The sequence below is a fragment of the Methanococcus aeolicus Nankai-3 genome (genome assembly GCF_000017185.1).
Lineage (GTDB): Archaea > AGJL01 > Methanococci > Methanococcales > Methanococcaceae > Methanofervidicoccus > Methanofervidicoccus aeolicus.
On record NC_009635.1, the window covers coordinates 1,238,385 to 1,262,209 of the forward strand.

The 23,825-nt window shown below is 30.2% G+C and carries 21 protein-coding genes; 14 read left to right on the plus strand and 7 right to left on the minus strand.

What is annotated here, in order from left to right:
* Positions 1 to 36: 36 nt before the first annotated feature.
* Entirely contained in the window at positions 37 to 2,397 is a 2,361-nt protein-coding gene (cdhA, locus tag MAEO_RS05960; protein WP_011973883.1) for a CO dehydrogenase/acetyl-CoA synthase complex subunit alpha, read from the minus strand.
* A gap of 807 nt (positions 2,398 to 3,204) precedes the next feature.
* Between cdhA and ilvC the strand changes: the two genes are divergently transcribed.
* The 6 genes from ilvC to cobS all read left to right on the plus strand — a co-directional run bounded on the left by ilvC (position 3,205) and on the right by cobS (position 8,959).
* The gene (gene ilvC, locus MAEO_RS05965; protein ID WP_011973884.1) at positions 3,205 to 4,194 is read left to right on the plus strand and encodes a ketol-acid reductoisomerase; all 990 of its coding nucleotides are present in this window, start codon (positions 3,205 to 3,207) and stop codon (positions 4,192 to 4,194) included.
* A 276-nt stretch (positions 4,195 to 4,470) separates the two neighbouring features.
* A complete protein-coding gene (locus tag MAEO_RS05970) occupies positions 4,471 to 5,328 on the plus strand; it encodes a sulfite exporter TauE/SafE family protein (protein ID WP_011973885.1) in 858 nt (285 codons plus the stop codon).
* A 76-nt stretch (positions 5,329 to 5,404) separates the two neighbouring features.
* Positions 5,405 to 6,934, plus strand: a complete 1,530-nt coding sequence (locus tag MAEO_RS05975; protein ID WP_011973886.1) for a phosphoadenosine phosphosulfate reductase domain-containing protein — start codon at positions 5,405 to 5,407, stop codon at positions 6,932 to 6,934.
* Positions 6,935 to 7,147: 213 nt separating this feature from the next.
* Complete coding sequence (locus MAEO_RS05980) at positions 7,148 to 7,432, plus strand: energy-converting hydrogenase B subunit P (protein WP_011973887.1); 285 nt, start codon at positions 7,148 to 7,150, stop codon at positions 7,430 to 7,432.
* A 35-nt stretch (positions 7,433 to 7,467) separates the two neighbouring features.
* The gene (locus MAEO_RS05985; protein ID WP_011973888.1) at positions 7,468 to 8,163 is read left to right on the plus strand and encodes a TIGR02253 family HAD-type hydrolase; all 696 of its coding nucleotides are present in this window, start codon (positions 7,468 to 7,470) and stop codon (positions 8,161 to 8,163) included.
* A 4-nt stretch (positions 8,164 to 8,167) separates the two neighbouring features.
* Positions 8,168 to 8,959 carry an adenosylcobinamide-GDP ribazoletransferase gene (gene cobS / locus MAEO_RS05990; protein ID WP_011973889.1) on the plus strand — a complete coding sequence of 264 codons (792 nt, stop codon included), beginning with the start codon at positions 8,168 to 8,170 and terminating at the stop codon, positions 8,957 to 8,959.
* A gap of 20 nt (positions 8,960 to 8,979) precedes the next feature.
* On the opposite strand, the gene MAEO_RS05995 is transcribed toward cobS, so the two are convergent.
* Positions 8,980 to 9,855: a DUF2121 domain-containing protein gene (locus MAEO_RS05995; protein WP_011973890.1), complete on the minus strand. Its 876-nt coding sequence runs from the start codon at positions 9,853 to 9,855 to the stop codon at positions 8,980 to 8,982.
* A gap of 317 nt (positions 9,856 to 10,172) precedes the next feature.
* Between MAEO_RS05995 and nikR the strand changes: the two genes are divergently transcribed.
* Positions 10,173 to 10,598 (plus strand): nickel-responsive transcriptional regulator NikR, encoded by a 426-nt coding sequence (gene nikR / locus MAEO_RS06000; protein ID WP_011973891.1) that lies wholly within the window; start codon positions 10,173 to 10,175, stop codon positions 10,596 to 10,598.
* A 9-nt stretch (positions 10,599 to 10,607) separates the two neighbouring features.
* Here nikR and MAEO_RS06005 read toward each other — a convergent pair whose 3' ends face one another.
* Positions 10,608 to 11,489 carry a helix-turn-helix domain-containing protein gene (locus MAEO_RS06005; protein ID WP_011973892.1) on the minus strand — a complete coding sequence of 294 codons (882 nt, stop codon included), beginning with the start codon at positions 11,487 to 11,489 and terminating at the stop codon, positions 10,608 to 10,610.
* Positions 11,490 to 11,623: 134 nt separating this feature from the next.
* Between MAEO_RS06005 and fni the strand changes: the two genes are divergently transcribed.
* From fni to MAEO_RS06020, 3 genes are all read left to right on the plus strand, one after another.
* Positions 11,624 to 12,694 carry a type 2 isopentenyl-diphosphate Delta-isomerase gene (gene fni / locus MAEO_RS06010; RefSeq protein WP_011973893.1) on the plus strand — a complete coding sequence of 357 codons (1,071 nt, stop codon included), beginning with the start codon at positions 11,624 to 11,626 and terminating at the stop codon, positions 12,692 to 12,694.
* 321 nt (positions 12,695 to 13,015) lie between these two features.
* The gene (locus tag MAEO_RS06015; RefSeq protein WP_011973894.1) at positions 13,016 to 14,362 is read left to right on the plus strand and encodes an RNase J family beta-CASP ribonuclease; all 1,347 of its coding nucleotides are present in this window, start codon (positions 13,016 to 13,018) and stop codon (positions 14,360 to 14,362) included.
* Positions 14,363 to 14,527: 165 nt separating this feature from the next.
* Entirely contained in the window at positions 14,528 to 15,490 is a 963-nt protein-coding gene (locus MAEO_RS06020; protein ID WP_011973895.1) for a polyprenyl synthetase family protein, read from the plus strand.
* A gap of 40 nt (positions 15,491 to 15,530) precedes the next feature.
* Here MAEO_RS06020 and comD read toward each other — a convergent pair whose 3' ends face one another.
* Complete coding sequence (gene comD / locus MAEO_RS06025) at positions 15,531 to 16,058, minus strand: sulfopyruvate decarboxylase subunit alpha (protein ID WP_011973896.1); 528 nt, start codon at positions 16,056 to 16,058, stop codon at positions 15,531 to 15,533.
* 85 nt (positions 16,059 to 16,143) lie between these two features.
* On the opposite strand from comD, the gene MAEO_RS06030 reads away from it, so the two are divergent.
* Positions 16,144 to 17,493 carry a tRNA (N(6)-L-threonylcarbamoyladenosine(37)-C(2))-methylthiotransferase gene (locus MAEO_RS06030; RefSeq protein ID WP_011973897.1) on the plus strand — a complete coding sequence of 450 codons (1,350 nt, stop codon included), beginning with the start codon at positions 16,144 to 16,146 and terminating at the stop codon, positions 17,491 to 17,493.
* 73 nt (positions 17,494 to 17,566) lie between these two features.
* On the opposite strand, the gene MAEO_RS06035 is transcribed toward MAEO_RS06030, so the two are convergent.
* From MAEO_RS06035 to MAEO_RS06045, 3 genes are all read right to left on the minus strand, one after another.
* Positions 17,567 to 19,459: a threonine--tRNA ligase gene (locus MAEO_RS06035; RefSeq protein ID WP_011973898.1), complete on the minus strand. Its 1,893-nt coding sequence runs from the start codon at positions 19,457 to 19,459 to the stop codon at positions 17,567 to 17,569.
* A 263-nt stretch (positions 19,460 to 19,722) separates the two neighbouring features.
* Positions 19,723 to 19,977, minus strand: coding sequence for a DUF4040 domain-containing protein (locus tag MAEO_RS06040; RefSeq protein WP_011973899.1), 255 nt, complete (start codon positions 19,975 to 19,977; stop codon positions 19,723 to 19,725).
* Positions 19,978 to 20,051: 74 nt separating this feature from the next.
* Complete coding sequence (locus MAEO_RS06045; RefSeq protein ID WP_390893629.1) at positions 20,052 to 20,342, minus strand: cation:proton antiporter; 291 nt, start codon at positions 20,340 to 20,342, stop codon at positions 20,052 to 20,054.
* 286 nt (positions 20,343 to 20,628) lie between these two features.
* Here MAEO_RS06045 and MAEO_RS06050 point away from each other — a divergent pair, with 286 nt between their 5' ends.
* The 3 genes from MAEO_RS06050 (at position 20,629) to MAEO_RS06060 (ending at position 23,688) form a co-directional block, all read left to right on the plus strand.
* Positions 20,629 to 21,756 carry a pyridoxal phosphate-dependent aminotransferase gene (locus tag MAEO_RS06050; RefSeq protein WP_011973901.1) on the plus strand — a complete coding sequence of 376 codons (1,128 nt, stop codon included), beginning with the start codon at positions 20,629 to 20,631 and terminating at the stop codon, positions 21,754 to 21,756.
* A 49-nt stretch (positions 21,757 to 21,805) separates the two neighbouring features.
* Complete coding sequence (locus MAEO_RS06055) at positions 21,806 to 22,279, plus strand: RNA-binding domain-containing protein (protein WP_011973902.1); 474 nt, start codon at positions 21,806 to 21,808, stop codon at positions 22,277 to 22,279.
* Between the two features lie 269 nt (positions 22,280 to 22,548).
* Complete coding sequence (locus MAEO_RS06060; protein WP_011973903.1) at positions 22,549 to 23,688, plus strand: GTPase; 1,140 nt, start codon at positions 22,549 to 22,551, stop codon at positions 23,686 to 23,688.
* The last annotated feature ends 137 nt before the right edge of the window (positions 23,689 to 23,825 follow it).

Here is a 23,825-nt window from a genome sequence, read left to right on the forward strand (position 1 = left end):
AATAAAATAATAATATAAAATAAAGATAAAATTAATTTAATATAATAAGGTAGGTTCTTTTGGTAGTTCTTCTCTAGGTTTCCATCCTTTTTCTTTTAGATATTCTAATACTTTATTTTTCATCATAAGTGGGATATCCTTTTCAGTTCTAACGAATTTTTCTAAATCTGGAGGCATACAACCGAGGTATTTCTCATAAACGCTTATATAATGATATAACTTCATACTCCTACCTTTTGCTCCATCATTTGGTCGCATGCACAATTTAGGAATTGCACACATGCACTCGGCTAAGTTTTCCGCGGGGGTTATTAGGTGTTCTGGCGTAGGGTCTATTTTTATAATTTTGTTTGCCTTTTTGTCAAATACCTCAAAATCATTTCCATCACTTAAATACATTCTTCTGTATTTAGTTGAATGTGGCCCAACTATTACGGGAATTCCCCATCTATTCACTCCTGTTGCAATTGCGGCGGCTTTTTGAGACATTGCTCCCCATGCTAAACCAACAGCTCCAACTTTATTTAATATATAGTCGGCAACTTCCTCGTAGTTTCCTCTTAATGGGAGTTTTGCAAACACATTTGCCACTTTAATACAAGCTCCTGTAATATGGCAATTACTTAAACAACTTCCTACATTTACCAATCCTCCAGATTTAAATTCACCAGGGTATTTCTCATAAAGTGTTTTACCGTCTTTATCTTTCCACATTCCGACGGACATGGCAGCACAACCAGATATAAGCACAATATATTTCCTTTCTAAAAATTCTTTTACAATAAGGGCAATTTCCTCATCTCCATTGGGGTAATTGGAACATCCCACTAATGCTACAATTCCAGGGATATCTCCAAATACAATAGGAGCTCCCACATTTCTTATTTCAATATCTTGAATAGGGCCTCTTCCAGCTCTCATATTATAGTGTAAATCGTCACAGAAGTGGTCTCCTATTTTTGTTGTCATGGAAACGATGGGAATATTTCTTTCACATATTTCCTCACATCTTCCACATCCATAACATACCTCATATAATTTCCTAAATTCAGTATAATCTTCATTTTTTGCCCCTATCATTGAGTCCATAACTTTAAATGAATTTGGACAGGACCTATCACACCATCCACATTCAGTACATTCTTCGGCAAGTTTTCGGAGCTCCGTCAATGAATTTGGCAAACATTTATTGTATCTATTTTTATCATTATTGTCTTTATTTTTTCTTTCCTTTGATACAATTTTTGCCAATTCAACGGCTACTTTACCTACTTTTACTTCATCAAGAATTAAGGCACTTCTATTTCTTAATATATAATTTATCATTTCATCTTCGCTTAAATGAGATATATCCTCTAATCCTAAACACATTTTTTCATTTGTGGCTATTAAAACAGCACCCGTTTTTAGAGTTTCTTCAAGAATATCTGTTCTTATACATTGTTCATCAATTACAACAACATCTCCGATTCCTCCTCTGATATACATTAACTGTCTTGAAAGAGGGCCTATAACTTTTGATTTTGTGGTATATCTACTAATATCTATGGCAGAACAGCAAATTCCTGCTATTTCTATTTCATCCTCTATCCCCTGTTCCTCCATATAATCAATCATGGCTACACCTGGAACCATATTATGTCCAATACATAATATGTTGGGTTTGTTTGGGTCTACACATTTCATACCTAATTCAACCAATGGAGCATCAATGTCTCCTTTTGGTAGATTAAATCCAACAATTTGGGCAAGGTCTCCTGCTTCTCTGGCTAAATCATCAATCATACCAGCATGGAATGATTTACTTTCAAAATCAATATGGCTACCTTCCTGTCCAGTATGTGTGGAAGATAATAAATGGGAAATTTGTTCCTCACAATATTCCAATACTTTCTCCAAATCTCCAAGTGTCTTCGGTTTCATGCCCATAATGGTCCTAATTATTGGGGCTTCTACTTCTATAAAATTGCCTAAATCAATAGGATAATCTTTTCCAAGCCTTTCTATTAGCGTATGTATCATATGCCTACTGTGCCCAGCGTGGCACGATGTTCCAATACAGCAAGCTATTAATACTATTCTGGCCTGTTGGGATTTTATATTTAATCCACAAGCACCTTTTTTACCATGGGATAAATCACATTTTCCGAATGTACATAGACAACACATATCACAAATTGGCATGTAAAATGGAGGATATCTTTTTAATAATTTGAAATCCCAGTTTCTAAGTGTTGGAATTTTTGGCTTAGGGGATGGCCCCATCTTTTCACTCCAATCATCATCGTGATTGTCGGTCGTGGAATTGCCGCCTATTACAATATTGCCTGAAAATTTCAGGTTTTTAGATTTTACCAGTGGCGATAAAACTTTTTTTAGGTCTCCTTCTATATTCATAATTTCACCATATATTATGAAAGTATAATTTTTAAAAATCACTGCGTTTGATTTAGGAATATATAAACATACACTACAAAAATAGGCATTTATACTAATATGGCGTATTCAAGAGTTCTATTCGATGATAAATCCTAAATTAATATTTCATTCATATGTAATACCTGTAATCAATCAATTTTAATCTTTTATGGCCTACCATGAACAAACTTGAACACACCATAGATAAAATAAATATAATTATCATTATTAATCATTATAGACTTTATTATCTATTATATTTATATATATACTTTATTATTACAATATTTAAAAATAGTATTACCATTTATGGGATAAAATATATTTGGAGAATAGCAAGAGGTTTTTTACAATCATACGCCCCATATCATTTATATTTTTGAACCTACTTTAACCAATTAAATAATAAAAAAACATATAATTATATTCCTGGGAGCTCCATTATTATATATATTCTACCGTTGAATATAGAAAATAAAACAAGGCAATATAGTCAATCTTCAAAAACTGTCCCTAATCCGTCCCATACCATACACACAATTTATAATATTTTTTGCCAATTATACTGATTTTGCATATTAATAAGAGTGTTTATTGAAATTGTCCGAAGATTGACTATGGTATAAAAAACAATATATATTAAAAATTATATTTATATAGTAAGAATACGAAATATTCATAAGGCAAATATTGATGGCGAATATAATTAAATAAATACATAGGCGAAAAAATTTACAAAATCAAAGATTTTGAATTTTTTTCCCACATAACAAAGAGAGTGAAACTATGAAAGTATATTATGAAGAAGATGCAAATTATGATGCAGTAAAAGATAAAACAATAGCTGTAATAGGATACGGAAGTCAAGGAATGGCTCAGTCATGCAATATGAAAGATAGCGGATTAAATGTAATTGTTGGATTAAGACCAAATGGAGCATCATGGGAAAAGGCAAAAGCAGACGGACATACAGTAATGAGTGTAGAGGAAGCAGCAGAAAAAGCTGATATTATACATATACTCATACCCGACGAAGTTCAAAAAGATGTTTATAACAACCAAATAAAACAACATTTAACAGAAGGAAAAACACTTTCATTCTCCCACGGATACAATGTTCATTTTAAATATATCGACCCCATAAAAGGAGTAAATGTAATTATGGTGGCTCCAAAATCCCCCGGGGCAATGGTAAGAAGAACATACACAGAAGGATTTGGTGTTCCAGGATTAGTTTGTGTAGAAAGAGATGAAACAGGAGATGCATTAGACATAGCACTTGGAATGGCTAAGGCAGAAGGATTAACAAAAGCAGGAGTAATTAAAACAACATTCAAAGAAGAAACAGAAACAGACCTTTTCGGAGAACAAGCTGTTTTATGTGGTGGAGTTACAGAACTTATAAAAGCAGGATTTGATACCCTTGTTGAAGCTGGATACTCACCAGAGATGGCATATTTTGAAACATGCAATGAGTTAAAATTAATCGTAGATTTAATATACCAAAAAGGATTGGCTGGAATGTGGAATGATGTATCTAACACAGCAGAATACGGAGGATTTGTTACAAGAGAAAGAGTAATAAATGAAGAATCCAGAAAAGCGATGAGAGAAATATTAAAAGAAATCCAAAATGGTAAATTTGCAAGAGATTGGGCATTAGAAAATGTAAGTGGAATACCACATTTAAATGCTATGAGAAGATTAGAAGATGAGTCCTTGTTGGAGACAACAGGTAAAAAATTAAGAAAAATGTGTGGATTACAAAAAGATTAATTTAATATTAATTATTATATGGTCAATCTTCGGACAATTTCATTACTGTACCACAATAAGCAAAATCTTCATATTACTAAATAAAGAAATTTTATTTACAAAATCTTCGATTTTGTACAAAATCCTAAAAGGATTTTGTTTAATTGGGATGGAGAAGGGACAGTTCTTGAAGATTAACTCTAATTTTACATTTTTATATTTATCTTATTTTTATTATACGATTTATATATATAATTATTATATTATTTTCAAAATTTAAACATATTTTGTGATAAAATGGATTTATTCATTGTTTTAATATTGCTTCTGTTGGGGGCCCTAGTAGGTTTTATATCTGGGTTGCTGGGTTTAGGTGGTGGATTTATAACTGTTCCAGCATTGATTTATCTTCTGGATTATCTCGGAGCTCCGCCAAATCAGTCTATAAAAATAGCCATAGGAACAAGTTTATTTGTTATTTTTTTAAATAGTATTGCAGGAATATATAAACAATCCAAGCATAACAATGTAATTTGGAAAAATTCATTATTATTGGGCTTATTTGGGATAATTGGTTCAATCATAGGACTTAAAATTTCAATGAATTTAAATGGGGAGCTCCATAAATTTATTTTTGGATTACTTTTAATATTGCTATCTTTAAATATTGGACGAGAGTTATATTTAGATTATAAAAAAGAGCATAAAGAAACAAAAGTGGCAAATAAAATTAATAAACTAAATAAAAATAATAACCATAAAAATATGGGAATTATGGGGCTTTTAGCAGGTATTTTTTCCTCAATATTCGGAATTGGTGGCGGCATATTGGTAGTTCCATTTTTACACCATTTTTTAAAATGCCCTATAACAAAATCAATAGGGACTTCAACAGGAATGATATCTATAATCTCATTTTTTGGATTAATTGGTTATATATTAATGCCTATTAATTTGGGTACAATATACAACTCAGTTTTAAATCAATTATATTTGGTGGGCAATGTTTCTCTTTACATAGGTTTAATAATGGTTATTTCTGGGAGTATATTTTCCCATTTGGGCGCTAAATTTTCAAATATTGCAGATACAAGAACATTAAATATTATATTTTCAATTATTTTATTAATTGTTGGAATTAAAATGGTAATTTAAAATAATAAATTATTAATAAAAAATTAACCTATAATTAATATTATAAATATTATAATTAAATAAAAAAGGTAGAATTATGAAGACAATATTGGGAAAATTGCATTTAAGATGGTGTATGGATTGTAATATGCCTGTTCTTGATAAAAAATGTGGAATATGTGGAAAAAACACAACGGAGGTAAAAATAACTCCACCAGCCGACCCGAGACCAGCATTTGACGAAGATATAACCATGATAAGTAAAATATTAAAAAATCAATTTGGAATAACATTAAATAACAACGGACAAAGCAATATATTCAAAAATAAAATAGTTTTAATAAATAAAATCCCTGGAACTGACTATATGAAAGAGATAATGTTGGATGGGATATTATTTGGGATTATAAAATATAACGAGGAAAAAAACACATGGGTAATAATGCCATCTGTTGATGGGGCTCGTAGAATAATCAATGAAAATGCCAATAAAAAATTAATTGTAATAAATAGAGAAGTAATACCATTTGTATTAAAAAAACATGCTTCTATATTAAGACCGGGAGTAATATGGGCATCAGAAGATATTGAAGTTGAAGATGATGTAATAATATTGGTTGAAAATGATAATAACAAAAACAACGACGATTTTAAAGATATTGATGTTTTAGGTGTTGGAAGAAGTAGAATGAGCTACCATGAAATAGTCAATTCAGAAAAAGGAATGGTAGCAAAAGTTAGAAAATCCGAAAACCCGAAACCTGCAAATATATTGAAAGAAACAGGAGCTCCCAGCGAAAACATTGAAAAAATGATTGAAGCTAATAAGGAACCAATGGCTAAATTTATTAATAATTCCGTAGGTTTTATGAGGAACACCATAAAAGAGCGAACAAATAAACCGCCAGTTGTGGCATATTCGGGCGGAAAAGATAGTCTTGCCGTGTTATTATTGGCATTTGAGGCATTTAACAATGAAAATATAAACTTTGATGTAATATTTTCGGATACAGAATTGGAACTCCCTGAAACTTTAAAAAATATACAGGATATTGAGGAAACATACGGCATAAACATAATAACGGCAAAATCTACGGAATTTTGGAAGAAATTGGAAGAAATGGGCCCTCCTGGTAGAGATAATAGGTGGTGCAGTGAAGTATGTAAAATGAAGCCACTTGAAAAAATAATAAATGAAAAATATGAAAAAGGTTGTTTAACTTTTGTAGGGCTTAGGAAATATGAATCAATGAATCGTTCAAAAAAGCCGAGAATTTGGAGAAGTCCTCACATTAAAAAACAAATGTTATCAGCACCAATATTAAATTGGACGGCTATGCATGTTTGGATATATTTGTTTATGAAAGGAGCTCCCTACAATAAATTATATGAGCAATGTTTTGATAGGGTAGGATGTTATATGTGTCCAGCTATGGAATTGGGGGAAATGGAGCTAATTAGAAATATTTATCCTGACTATTGGAAAAAATGGGATAATTTTTTAGAAAAATATGCAGAAACTCACAATTTGGATGATAATTGGATTAAAAGCGGTTGGAGATGGTCATATAAACAAGAAAATAACAAAAATAATATTCAGGATAAAAGTATGGGAACTTATGAATAATATAAATACAAATATAATATTATATAATAAATAATTATAAAATATAATATAAATATTTTATGCGCCAATAGATAATAAAGAACATAATTAAAAATCAATAAAATCAATAAATGAATATTTATTATTGATTAACTAGAAAATCGGTGATAATATCTACTAAAAATCTAGATTTTTAGATTATTATCACCTAAAAATAAAAAAATCGGTGATAATATGCCTAAAATGGTACTACTTCCAAAATTGACAATGGCTCTTGGGGGATATATAAGGGAGACTACAATGCCCTATACTGAAGACGAAGCAAAACCATTTCCGCATAGGAATGTCATTGTAGGAAATCCTAGCAATGAACCCATAAAAATAGATGTTCCTGCCTATGATGATGGATGGGTTGAAAGACATAAAAATCTTGGTTTAATCGTTGTTCCAGTTAGTGAAGATGATGATTTTGTCGGAATGTATAAAATGGTTTTAGAAAAAGTTAAAAGAAGTGAATAACCAACCATAAATAATCTAAATGATTGGGTGTAATTATGGCAATAAAGGGAGTGTTATTTGATTTAGATGACACATTATACAATTCTTCAAGTTTTGCGGATAGGGCAAGAAAGGAGGCCGTGAGAATGATGGTAGATGCGGGACTAGATACTACGGAAGAAAATGCTCGAAAAGTTCTCCAAAAAATAATATCTCAAAAAGGTTCAAATTATTCGGGCCATTTCAATGACCTTGTAAAAACAATCACTGGAACTTATGATCCTAAATTAATAGTAACTGGTATAATTACATACCATAATATTAAATTTGCACTATTAAGACCATATCCAAATACAATAAAGACATTGGTGGAGTTAAAAAAGATGGGGTTAAAATTGGGAGTAATGACTGATGGAATAACTTTAAAACAATGGGAAAAACTTATAAGGCTTGGAATAGTTGATTTCTTTGATGTGGTAATTACTTCGGAAGAATTTGGATTGGGGAAACCAAATACAGAATTTTATGAATATGCAATTAAAAAAATGGATTTAAATCCTGATGAGATTGTATTCGTTGGGGATAGAGTGGATAGAGATATAATTCCAGCTAAAAAGGTAGGTATGGACGCAATTAGGTTGTTGGAAGGCAAATATAAAAATGCAGAGGACACCGTAAGTCAATATAAAATAAAGGATATATATGAAGCTGTGGATATTATAAAAAATTTAGTATCTTCAAATGAACCGTGAAAATATGTTAAAAAAAATAATAAATGGAATTGATGCCATAAGAGGTTTAATGGCATTTATGACCAAAATACCCATGGGAAATTTTAAAAGTGGTTTTAAAGAGATGTCTCATCATTATACATTTATTATTTTTATTGGTCTTTTTATTGGATTAATTGGAGCTCCATGTTCATATCCATTTTATTATTTTGATATAGGAGGCATTATTGTTGGAGTTGTGGTTCTTTTTGTTATGTTGTATATTCAAGGATTTCATCATGTAGATGGTTTGGGGGACTATGGGGACGCCTGGATGGTAATGGGAGCTCCCGAAAAAAAATTAATAGTAATGAGAGATAAATATATGGGAGTTGGAGCTTTTGCATTTATATTTTTTGTGGAGCTCCTATCTATATCCGCAATATCCGCAATATATTTAAATTCTACATTTTTACAATTTGTAAAATTAATAATTTTGGCAGAAGGCTGTTCCCGATTAGGTAGCTTATGCTGTGCAAGTTTGGGAGCTCCTTCAAATAGTGGCACAGGAAGGTATTTTATTGAAAATACTAAAAAAATTCATTTATTTATTGGAATAATTATATTATTATTCATAAGCTATTTAATTGGAATTTTTAAAATTGGTTTAATGGCTGTGGCTGTGGCTGTGCTGGTTGGAATAGTCATTGTAAAAAGTTCAAAAAAATCTTTTGGATGTATCACGGGGGATATACTGGGAGCTTCCTGTGAGATAACAAGGGCATTTGTGTTATTAATAATGGTTTTTTTGATAAATATTAATATGGGCATAATATAAAAAATAAAATAAAAAATAAATTATGCTTTACATATTATTTTATCAACACATACGGAACTATCTTTTCCTTTTACCTTTAATTCTCCATTGTCGATATAAATAATATCTCCTTCTTCATATTCTCCTTTAATTTCAATTTCATTATATAAATTAGGGTTAGAACATATCGTATCTATTGCAAGATGGTTTTCATCCAATACTAATTTACCATTTTTGATATACCCCACTTCTCCATTAATTTCTATTTTTTCTGCAATAAGCATAGTTTTTTTAATATCTATCATTTGCTGCCTTAATCCGTTCCTATATTCCTTTAAGTCATTTATGTCTTTTTTTATTAATTCCTTGAAATTATTGTGTTTGTCTTTGGTATGTAATAATATTATTTCTTCCGATACCGTTGGACCATCACATCTTTTAATGGCATTTTCAATGATATTTTTTACCTTTTCAATAGGCATATTTTTAAAGTTTGGTGCATCTTTTTTTAGTTCGTTATGCACAATTTCCTTCAAATACCTATTTCCAAATAAAATAAGTCCATGCCCTACATTTGACGATTTTTTTGTAATTGTGTCATTTAATATATCGATAATGGCACAATTTCCCGTTGATAAATACATTCTTCTTCTTTGGGAATCTGTTCCTATTGATTTAACTTCTCCAACCAATACCCCATTTACTTCTCTAACTTTAAGCTGTTTATCTTCAATATATACTTTTATGCCGTATTCATCTGCAATTTTTTTAAATTCTTCGTCGGTTTTTATATTTCCAGAATATAATAATTTTTCAAGTTCCTCTCTCTGTTCAGCGTTTCCCCTAAATATTATGTTCCTTTTGTCTCCTCCAACAACAGCACCATTTGCACCATAATAACCTACTATAATACTCACATTATCACCTATTAAACATATTTTTAATTATGATAAATAATAATTTAATATATTATTATTTTTGGTGATATATATAATTTTCCATATGTTATTATAGTTCCTTTTTTTTATTTTTTATTTTTTAAATGTAATATATTATATAAATACACAAAAATAGTATGTTATTCATACGATATATTTAAATAATGGTAAAAAACTATTATTAATTATTAATTATTAATACTAATATTAATTATAATATCTTTTTATTTATAATATATTATAAAAAAATAAATAAAAACTTTTTAAGTTTTCAAATTATTAACGAAGGTGAAAAAATGGTGGATATGGATAGAATAAGTATATCTCTACCTACTAAATTATTGGGAGAATTTGATGAAATAATTGGCGATAGAGGATATGCCAGTAGAAGTGAAGCAATAAGGGATTCTATACGAGATTATATTATAAAACATAAATGGATACATAGTTTAGAAGGAGAGCGGTCAGGAACAATAACAATCATATATGACCATCATGCATCGGACCTCATGGAAAGAATAACGACCATACAGCACGATTATAGTAATTTAATTGTAGCTACGCTACATATGCATATGGATCATGACAATTGTATGGAGGTCGTAATTGTAAGGGGAGACGCTAAAATAATAAGGGAATTAACTGATAGATTAACTTCTCAAAAAGGAGTAAAACAGGTTAAATTAAATGTAATGGTTCCAGGAGGCAATATACCCGAATAATTACAAGATTTAATAATAATCTACTAATTCAAATCCTTTATTTTTCAATTCTTTTTTCTTTTTGAATATTATTTCTTCAATATTTTTATGTTCTACATTTTTATTATTTTCATCATATAGGGGTATAATATTTATTGTATGTTTGGTTTTATCGTAAAAATATGGTTTTTCTACAATATATTCTTTTTTAATGTATTGTTCAAAACATTTATTTATATATAAACTATATCCTTTTTCAACCAAATCAAGGGCATAAAATGGATTTTTCACAGTTTTTGTGATTTTATGGGTTATATTCTCACTTTTTAAAATATTCCAAATTATGCGTTGAGGGGAATATCTTATGCCTATTAAATTATTATGATTAAATTCATATTTTGGACTATGCACCTTAATAAAATAATCATAAGCCACAGGTATGGGGTCGTAAAAACTCCTTTGGAATTTTGAAACTCCAAAATCCATACTCCAATAGGGGTCATCTATGCCAATAATAGACAGCAAATCCATTTTATATAACTTTAATATGTTATCAAAAGATGAAATAATTATATTATCAAATAATATTTTTCCAATTTCCCCACTTATATATCCGCAACCAATGAATTTATCGGAAGATATTCTTTTTTTTCTTAATTCGTAGTATTTTACTATTTCTTGGGCAGTTTCTGTTAGTATTGTTCCATATGTAGAGGAGTATATTAATTGCACCCCAAGTTTTTTTTCAAGCCGTTTTATCTGTATATTCACTGCGGAAGGGGGAATACTGAGGAGCTCCGCAACTTTATTTTGGGATTTTTTTTCAGAGATTAATCTAAGTATTCTTATCTGTCGTTCTGTTATGGGAGCTCCATTGTAATTTATTCCTATTGTGGTGGTTAGTTTATTCATACTCTAATTTTTGCGTATGTATTATATATAATATTTGTTATTGTATTATTTAAGAAATATAATAGCAGGGAATCTATAAAATTTATTATTTAAATATATGAATTAACACAATACTTATATATTACGGTGATTTAATGAGTAATGATATTGAATTTCGGAAACTTGAACATCTCTTTGTGTGTAATTATTGCGATGTTGAATATAAAAAGGGAACACTCCTTGAAGATGTGGAATTAATCCATAGCGGAATTTCAAATTGTGATTTGGAGGATATAGACACATCTATAAATCTTTTTGGAAAAAATTTGGGAGCTCCCATAATTGTAGCAGCAATAACTGGCGGACATTCTAAGGCAAAAGAAATAAATAAAAATATAGCCATTGCAATAGATGAGTTAAATTTAGGAATGGGCGTAGGTTCTCAACGAGCTGCTCTTATTAATGAGGAATTGATGGAGACATATTCCGTAGTGAGAGATTATACCTCTTCGTTGGTATTGGGCAATCTTGGAGCCGTAAATTTCATAGAGGACGGCTGGGATGAAGAAACAATACACAAAGCCGTAGAAATGATAGATGCCGATGGAATGGCAATTCATTTTAATCCACTTCAAGAGGCAATCCAACCCGAAGGAGATTATAATTTTAAAGGAATAGAGATATTAAAAGATATAATGGAAAATTACAATAAAACATATAATAATAAAAGTAATAAGAAAATTCCATTTATCGCAAAACAGGTCGGAGAAGGATTTTCAAAAGAAGATGCTTTATTATTAAATGGTCTTGGGTTTGATTCAATCGATGTTGGAGGAAGTGGCGGAACATCTTGGGCGGCCGTGGAGTATTATAGAATAAAAGATGAAGAATCTAAAAAGTTTTCCAAAAAGTATTTAGAGTGGGGCATTCCAACGGCGGCATCTATATTGGAAGTTAAACAAAATTTCGACAAACCAATAATTGCCACAGGAGGAATCAGGTCTGGAATGGATATTGCAAAATCAATGGCTATTGGGGCTCAATGTTGCGGTGTTGCATTACCGGTATTAAAGGCAGCACTAAGGGGCTCCGAGGATGTTATAAAGTTGATTGAAAATTATATCGAGGAATTAAAAACTACAATGTTTTTAATGGGTTGCGATAATGTCAATGAATTAATGAATTCGCGATATATAATTAAAAATGAGTTAAAGGAATGGATTTAATAGATATCAGATTAGTAAATCGACGGATACATCTGGTATAATTCCAAATAAATAATAAAGACCGAATTATGTTTTTTAATTATTACTATTGGTTTTATGCCATTAGTATGGTATGTTCAAAAAGTTGTTCTTTAATGTCCTAAAATGTTCCTGAACTACTCTATTTTGAACATAATCTGTAAATGTTGATTTACCATATTTATAATATATATGTGTAAAAAAGAACAAAAAACACAGCAAATAAAAATTAGAGAAATATAAAATATAAAGAAATATAAAATTTATTATAAACAGATATATTATATGAAAAGAAGTGATAATATGCAATTAGAAGTAGTAGCAATAGGGGGATATGAGGAGGTCGGAAGAAATATGACGGCCGTAAATGTCGATGGGGAAATAATTATATTCGATATAGGTTTAAGGCTAGATAGAGTAATGATACATGAGGATACTGATGTATCAAAAATGCACAGTTTAAATTTAATTGAAATGGGGATTATTCCAGACGATACTGTAATGAAAAACATAGAGGGGGAAGTTAAGGCAATAGTTTTGTCCCATGGACACCTTGACCACATAGGGGCAATTACAAAATTAGCCCACAGATATAACGCCCCAATTATCGGGACGCCGTATACCTTGGAATTGGTAAAAAGGGAAATATTAAGTGAAAGAAAATTTGATATAAGAAACCCACTTATTACCCTTAATGCAAAAGATACAATGGATTTAACTTCCAATTTATCCCTTGAATTTGTAAAGGCCACACACAGTATTCCCGACGCAGTATTGCCAGTTTTACATACGCCTTATGGTGCTGTATTGTATGGGAATGATTTTAAATTTGATAATATTCCTATCGTTGGCGAAAGACCTGATTATAGGGCTTTAAAAAGAGTTGGTAAAAAAGGAGTATTATGTATGATTTCGGAGAGCACCAGAGTAGATTTTGAAGGTAAAACTCCATCGGAGGGACATGCAGCAAATCTTTTAAAGAACGATTTGTTATGGACAGATAATGAGAAAAATGGAGTTGTAATTACTACATTTTCATCACATATCGCAAGAATTAAATCTATAACAGATATTGCCGAAAGAATGGGGAGAACCCCAGTATTAATTGGTAGGTCAATGTCAAAATATTGTGGTATTGCAGAGGATATAGGAATAGTAAAATTCCCTGAAAATACTAGAATGGCAGGAGACCCAACATCTGTTGAAAGAACGCTAAATCAAGTGATGAAAGATGGAAAAGAAAAATATTTATTGGTAGTTACCGGACATCAAGGAGAGGAAGGAGCAGTTCTTTCAAGGATGGCTACAAACAAACTACCATTTAGATTTGAGAAATATGACCAAGTTGTATTTTCCGCAGATGTAATTCCAAATCCTATGAATGCGGCACAAAGATATTTATTGGAAGCTAGATTGGGATTAATGGGAGTAAGATTGTTTAAAGGAGCGCATGTTTCAGGACACGCAGCAAAAGAAGACCATAGAGATATGTTAAGATGGTTAAATCCAGAACATATAATTCCTGCACATGGTGATTTTAATCTTACTTCAAAATATGCAAAATTAGCAGAGGAAGAAGGATATAGATTGGGAGAAGATGTCCATCTTTTAAGAAATGGACAAAGTTTGAATTTTGAAAGAATTATGTGATGTTATTTATATAATATAAATTATATTATGGTGTGTTCGGAGCTCCTTGCAGTAAAATAGATACTACAAATATATTGACATACTATGGAAAAACACAATATATATCCTATCTAATTTTTTAATAAATTTATATTTTTATCATATATTGCCATATGGGGTGAAATCATGGAATTATTTGACAAAACCATATTATTGAAAATTGAGGAAGAATTAAATAGACAAGTAAATAAAGAAGGCAAGCTATATGAAGCATCGAAACATCTTTTATTTGCAGGGGGTAAAAGAATTAGGCCTTATCTGTCTGTTTTAACCTATCTATTAAAGAAAGATGATATTGATGAGGTTCTAACCCCTGCTGTCTCTGTGGAATTAATCCATGGTTATTCCCTTATCCATGACGATATTATGGATAATGACAGTGAAAGGAGAGGAAAACCTACTGTTCATATAGTATATGGGGAACCTATTGCAATTCTTGCAGGGGATTTACTTAATACTTTGGCATTTAATGCAATTTCTCAAATGGAGAATTTAGAAAAGGCACACGAAATATTAAAAATAGTAAGTAAAGCATCTGTGAAGGTTTGCGAAGGGCAGGCAACAGATATGGAATTCGAAGAAAGAGAAGTAATTCCTACAATTGATGAATATTTTGACATGATTTCAAAGAAGACAGGAGCATTAATTGTAGCACCTATTGAAATAGGGGCAGTAATGGCAGATTTTACCGAAGAAGAAAGAAAGGCAATATGCGAATATGCTAAAAGAATAGGTATGACATTCCAAATACAGGATGATGTTCTTGATTTAATCGGGGATAAAAATACCATTGGAAAACCAGTTGGAAGCGATATAGTGGAAGGTAAAAAAACTATTATGGTATTACATGCACTTCAAACACTTCCAGAGCCTGAAAAACAAAGGTTTTTAAAAATATTAGGAAATAGCAATGCAACAGATGAAGAAATTAAAGAAGCTATTGAAATGTTGGGCCCTTCTATTAATTATGCAAAAGATATTATGAAAACTGCCACAATAGAAGCAAAAGATTATTTAAAAATATTTGATGAAGAAAAAAGGAAAAGATTAGAAAATATCGCTGAGTTTATAATTGAACGGGTTTTCTAAAAATACATTAAATATATATGTATATATTTTATTTTTTTTACTATCTATCGTGCTCCCAATATATTGCATCCAACAATATGGCAACAGGAGCTCCCATAGTTTCAGCATAATCCGAGCCCAAACAAATATATTTATATGCTTCCTCAGGGGTTTTTGGGCAATAATATGGTATATCCACAGTTTCAAGTAATTTTTTAGTCCATTTCCCCATGGGTATTTGGGCAGGTATCTGTTCTTTTAATTCTCCCCTATGACTAATTATAAATAATATCGGGATATCATATATTTTGCAGAATGAACCAATGGCATTTATGCAATTTCCAAGTCCTGAATTTTGCATCAATATTGCCGTTCGTTTGTTTGCAAGGTGGGCACCCCCACAAATTCCAACAGCTTCTTCTTCTCTGGTGGCAATTACATATTGTATGTCGCTTTCTTTTTTATTTTTTCCATCTTTTTTATTTTCAATTAATTTAATTAAATTATCTAAATTTGCACAGGGAACTCCTGCTACAAACGATATTCCTGAATCAATTAGGGCGTTATAAACCGATTTACTGGCTTTCATAGTGTATTACCTCGATTATATAATATATAAATATATGTGTAGTTAAACAATAAATAACCAATATAAAATAAACAATTGTGATATAATGAATTTAAAAACATTAAAAATATTCATAGAAGGATATGGTTGCACACTTAACACAGCAGATACAAACATAATAAATAATTCTATAAAGAAATTTAAGAACTTTATTATTGTAAATAATTTAGATGATGCCGATATTGTGGTCATAAACACTTGTGTTGTTAGGTTAGAAACAGAGCACAAAATGATTTCGCGTATAAATTATATTAAATCATTAAATAAATACATTGTTATAGCTGGCTGTATGCCGAAGGCACTAAAAAAGAAAGCCGAGAAAATAAATCCAGATATATTAATAATGCCAAAAGAGGCACATCTTATAGGGGATATAATATATAATTATTTTAAAAATAATATAGGTAATGAAAATAATGCCGATAATAAAATAGAGGACAGTATGAAATGTGGGGAGCTCCCTCATAATCAGGCTTCATCCAGTGGCAACTATAACGACATTGATAATAAACTAACCCAATTAAAACCAAATAATTTAATAATGCCATTACCTATATCGGAAGGATGCACTGGAAAATGCACATATTGTATCGTAAAAATAGCAAGGGGTAGATTGGCCTCATATAATCCCGATAAAATAATAAATAAAGCAAAAGAATTTGTAGATAATGGAGTAAAACAGATGTTAATTACTTCGCAGGATACGGCATGTTATGGATTTGATAAAAACACTACGCTACCAACATTATTAAATGAAATATGCCAAATTAAAGGAGATTTCAACATAAGAATAGGAATGATGCATGCTAAAAATGTCCCTATGATTATCGATGAATTGATAGACCGTTATAAAGATGATAAAATTACAAAATTTTTCCACCTTCCAATCCAAAGTGGAGATGATGATGTTTTAAGGGCAATGAAAAGAGAATATACTGTTGATGAATATATGGACATTGCAATGGAATTTAAACGAAAAATAAAGGATTTAAACTTTAACACTGATGTTATTGTGGGGTTCCCAACTGAAACAGAGGATAATTTTAATAATACAATAGAATTATTAAAAAAATTAAAGCCTGATGCAATACATGGGGCAAAATATACTCAACGAAAAGGAACAGAGGCAGATAGATTAAAACAAGTAGATACCAAAATACGAAAGGAGAGAATGAAGATATTGGATAAATTAAGAAAAGAATTTAGTCTGGAAAATCATGAGAAATATGTTGGAAAAATTATGCCTTGTCTCATTGTTGGAAAAAATGAGGGTATAACTCACAACTGTAAAACTGTAAAATTTGAAAATTGTGAAGATGTTAAAATAGGGGAATTTAGAAAAATAAAAATAAAAGAGGCTTTAACATTTGGTTTATATGGGGAAATAATTAATTAAAAAATTAAAAACAAAAGTAAGAAATTAAAAGTAAGAAATAGAATTGATTTGATATTATACTTATTTAAATATTTTATCTAAATATTGGCTGTAATGAGCAATATAAAGGCAAACTTAATGGCCTGTATGGGAATCCTTTGGTTTCTTCTTTTATTTTTTCGATTAACTCTTCAACAGTCAAATTTTCCTTAACTGGCTTTTTTAATGTGGATTTTTCTCTTATTGTGGTTGTTAATATATTATTCTCAACCTCTTTATCCCCTATAACTATAACAAATGGCACCCAGTCCTTACCAGCATTTCTTATTTTTTTACCGACACTTTCTTCTCTATCGTCAAAGTCTGCTCTTATTCCGTTTTCTCTTAGTTTTTTGGCAACTGATAGGGCATATTCAGAATGTGCATCAGCCACAGGTATTACTCTTGCCTGTATTGGGGATAACCAAACTGGCAACATTGGTGGAGCTCCTGCATCTGCATCTAATGAAGCCTTTTCCAAAAGTCCGCATAATACTCTTTCTATACTTCCAGTTGGGGAACAGTGAAGTATGACTGGATAGGTTTTTTCATTTCCATCATGCACAACTATATTGAATCTTTTTGCACTTTCAACATCAATTTGAACAGTTGGATTTTCAATAGGTCTTCCAAAGCTATCTATAACAGCCATATCTACTTTTCCTACCCAGTAGTGTTTTCTTTCTGGAATCAATTCAAGAATTACATCTTTTCCATATTTTTCTTTATATTCTTTTGCCACTTTAAAGAACCATTCTTTATTTTCTTCAAAGAAATCCTCTGTAAATCTAAATATTGTAGAATATGGCGTATTAAGGTCATCTCCTGTTTTTAAGCACATCCAGAATTGATTTTCAAATTCCTCTATTGTCTGTTTGGTATCTTTACAAACAGTATGCATATCTGGCATGGTGAAGCCCCTAAGCCTTTTTAATCCTACGAGCTCCCCTCTTTGTTCATATCTAAAACTGTATGTGCTGAGCTCATATAATTTTAAAGGCAAATGTTTTGGAAGTATGTACATATCCTTTTTCATCATAAATTGTCCAAAACATGCCGCAAATCTAAGCATTAAATCCTTGTTTCCCTGTTTAAATCTGTACTGTCTTTCTCCAAATTTATCTGCATGTTCTTTTATTGCTTTATTTCCCAAATCATACATTACAGGTGTTTCAACAGGCATACCGTTGTTTTCTACAACCATATTATAAACATAATCCTGCAAAAGGTCTCTTATGAGTTTCCCCTTTGGATACCATCTAAAATGTCCGGCATCGGAAGAAGGTTCATAGTCGCAGATTTCTTTTTCCGTAATAAATTTAACATGTGGTGGCTCTATATCCTTTTCTTTACCTCCATGCTTTATTCCCATTTCATGCATGGCTACGGATTTTAAACCTTTATCTTTTAATTTTTTAACCTTTTTTTCATCTAATTCTTTTAATCCTTCCTCTCCTTTTTCTCCATCAAGGATGTAGAATTTATTTTTGGGTCTGTCTTTTGCCTCCGTTTCTCCTTTTTCCTCTTTCCGTTCTGTGGTTATTTTTCTAGATAATTCACTTAATGGATGTCCTTTACAGCTAATCTTAAATGATTTATACCAGCCAAATGGAGCTCTCAAAACAGAATAATTTTTTTGTTTTAATTCTTCTTCAATTTTCTGTAAAACTTCTTTTGCAACCTTTGGGGAGCTTAACTCACTTGATAAATGGGCATAAGGATAAACAACCACATTATTAATTTTTAAGTTTTCGGCTGTTTTTATTATCTCATCTACTGTATTATATATTACATTTTGCGGATTTTCTTCATCCTCTTTCTCAACAGCCATAAAAACAGTTAAACATTCCTCCATTTTTCCATTTAATATGTCTGTATCTTCTGCAATTTTTGTTTTTTGTTTTGCTTCAAATTCCAAATAATCTGAGTGAATCAATAAAACTTTCAAATTATCCCTCTTATAAAATTTGTCATGGTTATAAAATTATAGTTATTTTAAAAATATATGCGTTTCAATTATATAAACTTTATAAACTTTAAATTATTTAAAAAAAAGAAATATGTAATTATAGTCAATCTTCGGTCGTTTTCACTAAACTGTATCAAAACTCCGAAGGAGTTTTTACGATAGGACAAATAAAAGATAGTTATTGAACTTACTATATTGCTTGGAGCTCCATAATATATGCAAAATATAAATATAAATATATATTATTCATCCATTCTTTGAGTTCTTCGCACCGTAAATGCAAAAAATGCTGGAAGAACAGCACCGCCCAATATGGCTTCTGTTAATGCCACATCGGGAGCAAGAAGGGAGCTAAATATATATGCCAAGCCCAAACCCCCTAAACCAGTTAGCACCACACATTTTATTAAATCTTTTTCAAGGAGAGCTCCGACATAGGATAATATTACCAATAACAATATCCCTATGTCCATAATTAAACTATAATTAAAATCCATATTATAATCACCTATAAGCCCACATGCACATATATAATATATGTAAATTATTTTAATAATTGGTAAATGATATGTTAATTAGTTTCCTTTAATTCATCATAATAATCTCCATTGGCAATTGCATGAGCTGCAAATGGACATAGAATTAAATATATTAATGCCAATAATGGCTGATTTAATACTAATAATATGACAATACAGGCAATATCTACAACTCCCGCAATGTGAAGTCGTGCATAAACCATATTTTTGCCATCTTTTTGAATCCAAAGTCTGACTGATGCTATAAGTATCCCCAATGAACATATTATTAAAACAATATCTTTAACAATATTTATGTTAACAAATGTATATATATCAATCATAATTACACCAAATCCAACAATATTAATTATATTATCATTATTAATCATTATAGTTTTTACATATAAATATTTAATGGAAAGTTATTGATGTATTATATATTATTATATGTTAATATTGTATATGATTAATAGCAATATGATTTAATAGGAGCTCCCACCCATTTAAAAATTAAATAGTTAAATAAAATCCTTTTAGGATTTTATACAAAATCGAAGATTTTGTAAATAAATAATATTAATTAGATAAATAATATATAGATTGACATATGTAATATGTGGTGAAATTATGATTTCCAACAGATGTAAAAACATAGAACCTTCGGAAATAAGGAAAATATTTAATATGGCTACAAAGGATTCTATAAATTTAGGAATTGGAGAGCCAGATTTTGACACTCCACAACATATAGTTGAGGGAGCAAAAAAAGCACTTGACGAAGGTAAAACACATTACACACCAAACAATGGAATACCGGAGCTCCGCGAAGCAATATCCCATAAATTAAAAATTGATAATAATTTAGATGTAGATGCCAACAATATTATCACAACATGCGGAGCTTCTGAGGCTTTAATGCTTTCCCTTATGACACTGGTTAATAAAGGAGATGAGGTTTTAATATCAAATCCTGGTTTTGTATCCTATAATAGTTTAACGCAATTATGCGAAGGAAATATTATCCCGATGAAATTAGATGAAAAATTTAACATTGACATTGAAGAAGTCAAAAACAGCATCACAAATAAAACAAAATGTATAATGTTAAATTCGCCTGCAAATCCAACCGGTAAGGTTATGGATAAAAGCGAGATAAAAGCAATATGTGATATAGCAGAGGATAACAATATAATTATAATATCCGATGAAATTTATGAAAAAATAATATATGATAAAAAACATTATTCTCCTATGGAGTTTACAGATAATTGCATACTTATAAATGGTTTTTCAAAATCTCATGCTATGACTGGTTGGAGAATTGGATATATAGGAATTAATGAGAATTTAAATAAAAAATATGATTTAATAGAAAATATGACTAAAATACATCAATATGGATTTGCCTGTGCAACTTCATTTGCTCAATATGGAGCTTTGGAGGCATTAACTGGGAGTCAAAATTGTGTTAATGAAATGTTAAATGAATTTAGGAGAAGAAGAGATTTAATGGTAAATGGATTAAAAAATACCTTTAAATTAACTGTTCCAGATGGGGCATTTTATGTATTTCCAAATGTTGAAGAATATGACAATGGAATGGAAATATCTCAAAAATTAATTGAAAATAATATTTTATGTGTTCCCGGCATTGCATTTGGTAGTGGCGGGGAAAATTATGTTAGATTTTCTTATGCTACAAAATATGAGGATATAGAAAAAGCGTTGGAAATAATAAATAATTTATTTGAATAATATGTCTATATAATCTTAAATAATATTATTAAATATGCTGGTGCGTTAAATGGAAAATTCAAATTCAACAACTGGATTAAAAATACAATTAAAATCAAAAATAAAACCAACAGAAGATAGAGAAAAAGTAATAAAAGCTATGAAAAACATATTTACTGATGCAGAAATTGTAGTCCCCGAAACAGACAAAATATATATTACAGTAGAGGGAGAAGCAAAAAATATTGAAAGATTTAAAGAATTGATTAGAAGTCAGGCAATACTCGACACAGCCCGAAGTGTGCTCGAAAAAGGTTCAAAAGGAAACTACACAAAATTTAAAATAAACAAACAAGCAGCATATTCGGAAGTAGTTAATTTTGATAAAGACATACATGGCGGAATTTATGTAAAAATAATATGTTCCGATGAAGACGAACTAATAAAAGCAATAAAAGACATAGCTCCAAGAACGAAATATGGAAAAATAATAAATGAAGACGAAGAAATTGAAAATGAATATGAAAATAAAAATAAAAAATAGATAGGGCAATAACTTTTTTTATTTATTTTATTATTTTATAGTTTATTTTATTATGATAAATCGACGGACATTTGATATTATAGTAAGTTCAATAACTGTCATTTATCTGTCCTAAATATTAATTTCTTCATATTTTGATAAGGTGGAGAGATTAGCTTTAATTGGGCAGTTAGATGAAAATGTCCGAAGATTGGCTATAAATATATCTCTGTTATTTTACCATATTTTTTAATACTTACTTTTATATATTCAATTTACACGGTGATTTAATGAACAATAAAAACAAAATTAGAAGGGTTCCAGCAAAGAAAATAGCCCACAAAATAATTAACGAATGTGATGTTATTTTAATGGTTGTAGATGGGAGAAATCCAGAAGGAACAAGAAACATGCAATTAGAGGAAAGAATAAAAAAAGAAGATAAAAAAATGATTTTAGTATTAAATAAAGCTGATTTAGTTCCAAAGCATGTAATTGAAAAATGGAGCTCCAAGTTTAAACAAGAAAATCCAAATACTAAAACAGTATTTGTGAGTTCTACAAACAAAAAGGGGACAAAAATATTGAGAGATGATATAAAATACTATCTTCAAATAAACAAAATAAATGAGGGAAAAGTTGGGGTAGTAGGATATCCAAATGTTGGAAAATCTTCTTTAATAAATGCTTTAACAGGTAAAACAAGTGCTTTAAGTGGATTAACTGCAGGACTTACCAAGGGGGAGCAATGGATAAAACTTACAAAGAAAATAAAATTATTGGATACTCCGGGAGTAATTGAGCCAAAAGATGAAGATGAGCTTGTAATGATTGGAGCAATTAGATATGAGAAAATAGAGAATCCAGTAGACCCAGCAATAAAAATATTAAAATTATTGGGTTCATTTGATATGGATATAGTAAGAAAATACTGTGGCGACACCATTGAAATAAATGATGTAGAAGAAATAAACGAGAAGCTTATAGAAAAAATAGGTAAAAAATTCAATTTCCTTGGAAAGAATGGTATAATTGATATGAAAAGAACCGCAAAATACATAATAAAAGATTATCAAGGTGGAAAATTAAATTATTATGAGGTTAAGAAAAAAAGTAGGGAACAAATAAGATCTACAAATATAGGATTTATTACAAAACATTTGAAAGATTTCTTATTTATTGATGACGCAAATGCCGTAGTGTCCCATTTATCAGATATTAGTGAATTATCTGATGTGAAAGTTAGAAAGCCCATAATCGGCTCAAAGAAAATTGATGACGCCACAGTTATAATATCTTTTGGGGAAAAAACAGCAAATGCAGGTAGAAAAAAGGTGGAGGAAAAGGCAAAAACAGACGGAATAACATTGTATTCCCAAGGTGGCGGACGATGTGGGAAAAATAGAATATTTATAGGAGTTGGCGAATAGCCGTGGTAACGCATATGGAGTTATAATTATATGGAGCTCCCTAAAAATTATAGAACAAACTTCTGAATATACTATAAAAATAGAAACTTATTTATTTTAATAGGTGTTATTTTAATAAAAAATATCATTTCAAAATT

What these genes read in the sequence shown, in the direction of transcription:
- cdhA (WP_011973883.1), bottom strand. Translation starts at nt 2,397, where the DNA reads ATGAATATAGAAGGAGACCTAAAAAAAGTTTTATCGCCACTGGTAAAA.
- ilvC (WP_011973884.1), top strand. Translation starts at nt 3,205, where the DNA reads ATGAAAGTATATTATGAAGAAGATGCAAATTATGATGCAGTAAAAGAT.
- MAEO_RS05970 (WP_011973885.1), top strand. Translation starts at nt 4,471, where the DNA reads ATGGATTTATTCATTGTTTTAATATTGCTTCTGTTGGGGGCCCTAGTA.
- MAEO_RS05975 (WP_011973886.1), top strand. Translation starts at nt 5,405, where the DNA reads ATGAAGACAATATTGGGAAAATTGCATTTAAGATGGTGTATGGATTGT.
- MAEO_RS05980 (WP_011973887.1), top strand. Translation starts at nt 7,148, where the DNA reads ATGCCTAAAATGGTACTACTTCCAAAATTGACAATGGCTCTTGGGGGA.
- MAEO_RS05985 (WP_011973888.1), top strand. Translation starts at nt 7,468, where the DNA reads ATGGCAATAAAGGGAGTGTTATTTGATTTAGATGACACATTATACAAT.
- cobS (WP_011973889.1), top strand. Translation starts at nt 8,168, where the DNA reads ATGTTAAAAAAAATAATAAATGGAATTGATGCCATAAGAGGTTTAATG.
- nikR (WP_011973891.1), top strand. Translation starts at nt 10,173, where the DNA reads ATGGTGGATATGGATAGAATAAGTATATCTCTACCTACTAAATTATTG.
- MAEO_RS06005 (WP_011973892.1), bottom strand. Translation starts at nt 11,489, where the DNA reads ATGAATAAACTAACCACCACAATAGGAATAAATTACAATGGAGCTCCC.
- fni (WP_011973893.1), top strand. Translation starts at nt 11,624, where the DNA reads ATGAGTAATGATATTGAATTTCGGAAACTTGAACATCTCTTTGTGTGT.
- MAEO_RS06015 (WP_011973894.1), top strand. Translation starts at nt 13,016, where the DNA reads ATGCAATTAGAAGTAGTAGCAATAGGGGGATATGAGGAGGTCGGAAGA.
- MAEO_RS06020 (WP_011973895.1), top strand. Translation starts at nt 14,528, where the DNA reads ATGGAATTATTTGACAAAACCATATTATTGAAAATTGAGGAAGAATTA.
- comD (WP_011973896.1), bottom strand. Translation starts at nt 16,058, where the DNA reads ATGAAAGCCAGTAAATCGGTTTATAACGCCCTAATTGATTCAGGAATA.
- MAEO_RS06030 (WP_011973897.1), top strand. Translation starts at nt 16,144, where the DNA reads ATGAATTTAAAAACATTAAAAATATTCATAGAAGGATATGGTTGCACA.
- MAEO_RS06040 (WP_011973899.1), bottom strand. Translation starts at nt 19,977, where the DNA reads ATGGATTTTAATTATAGTTTAATTATGGACATAGGGATATTGTTATTG.
- MAEO_RS06045 (WP_390893629.1), bottom strand. Translation starts at nt 20,342, where the DNA reads ATGATTGATATATATACATTTGTTAACATAAATATTGTTAAAGATATT.
- MAEO_RS06050 (WP_011973901.1), top strand. Translation starts at nt 20,629, where the DNA reads ATGATTTCCAACAGATGTAAAAACATAGAACCTTCGGAAATAAGGAAA.
- MAEO_RS06055 (WP_011973902.1), top strand. Translation starts at nt 21,806, where the DNA reads ATGGAAAATTCAAATTCAACAACTGGATTAAAAATACAATTAAAATCA.
- MAEO_RS06060 (WP_011973903.1), top strand. Translation starts at nt 22,549, where the DNA reads ATGAACAATAAAAACAAAATTAGAAGGGTTCCAGCAAAGAAAATAGCC.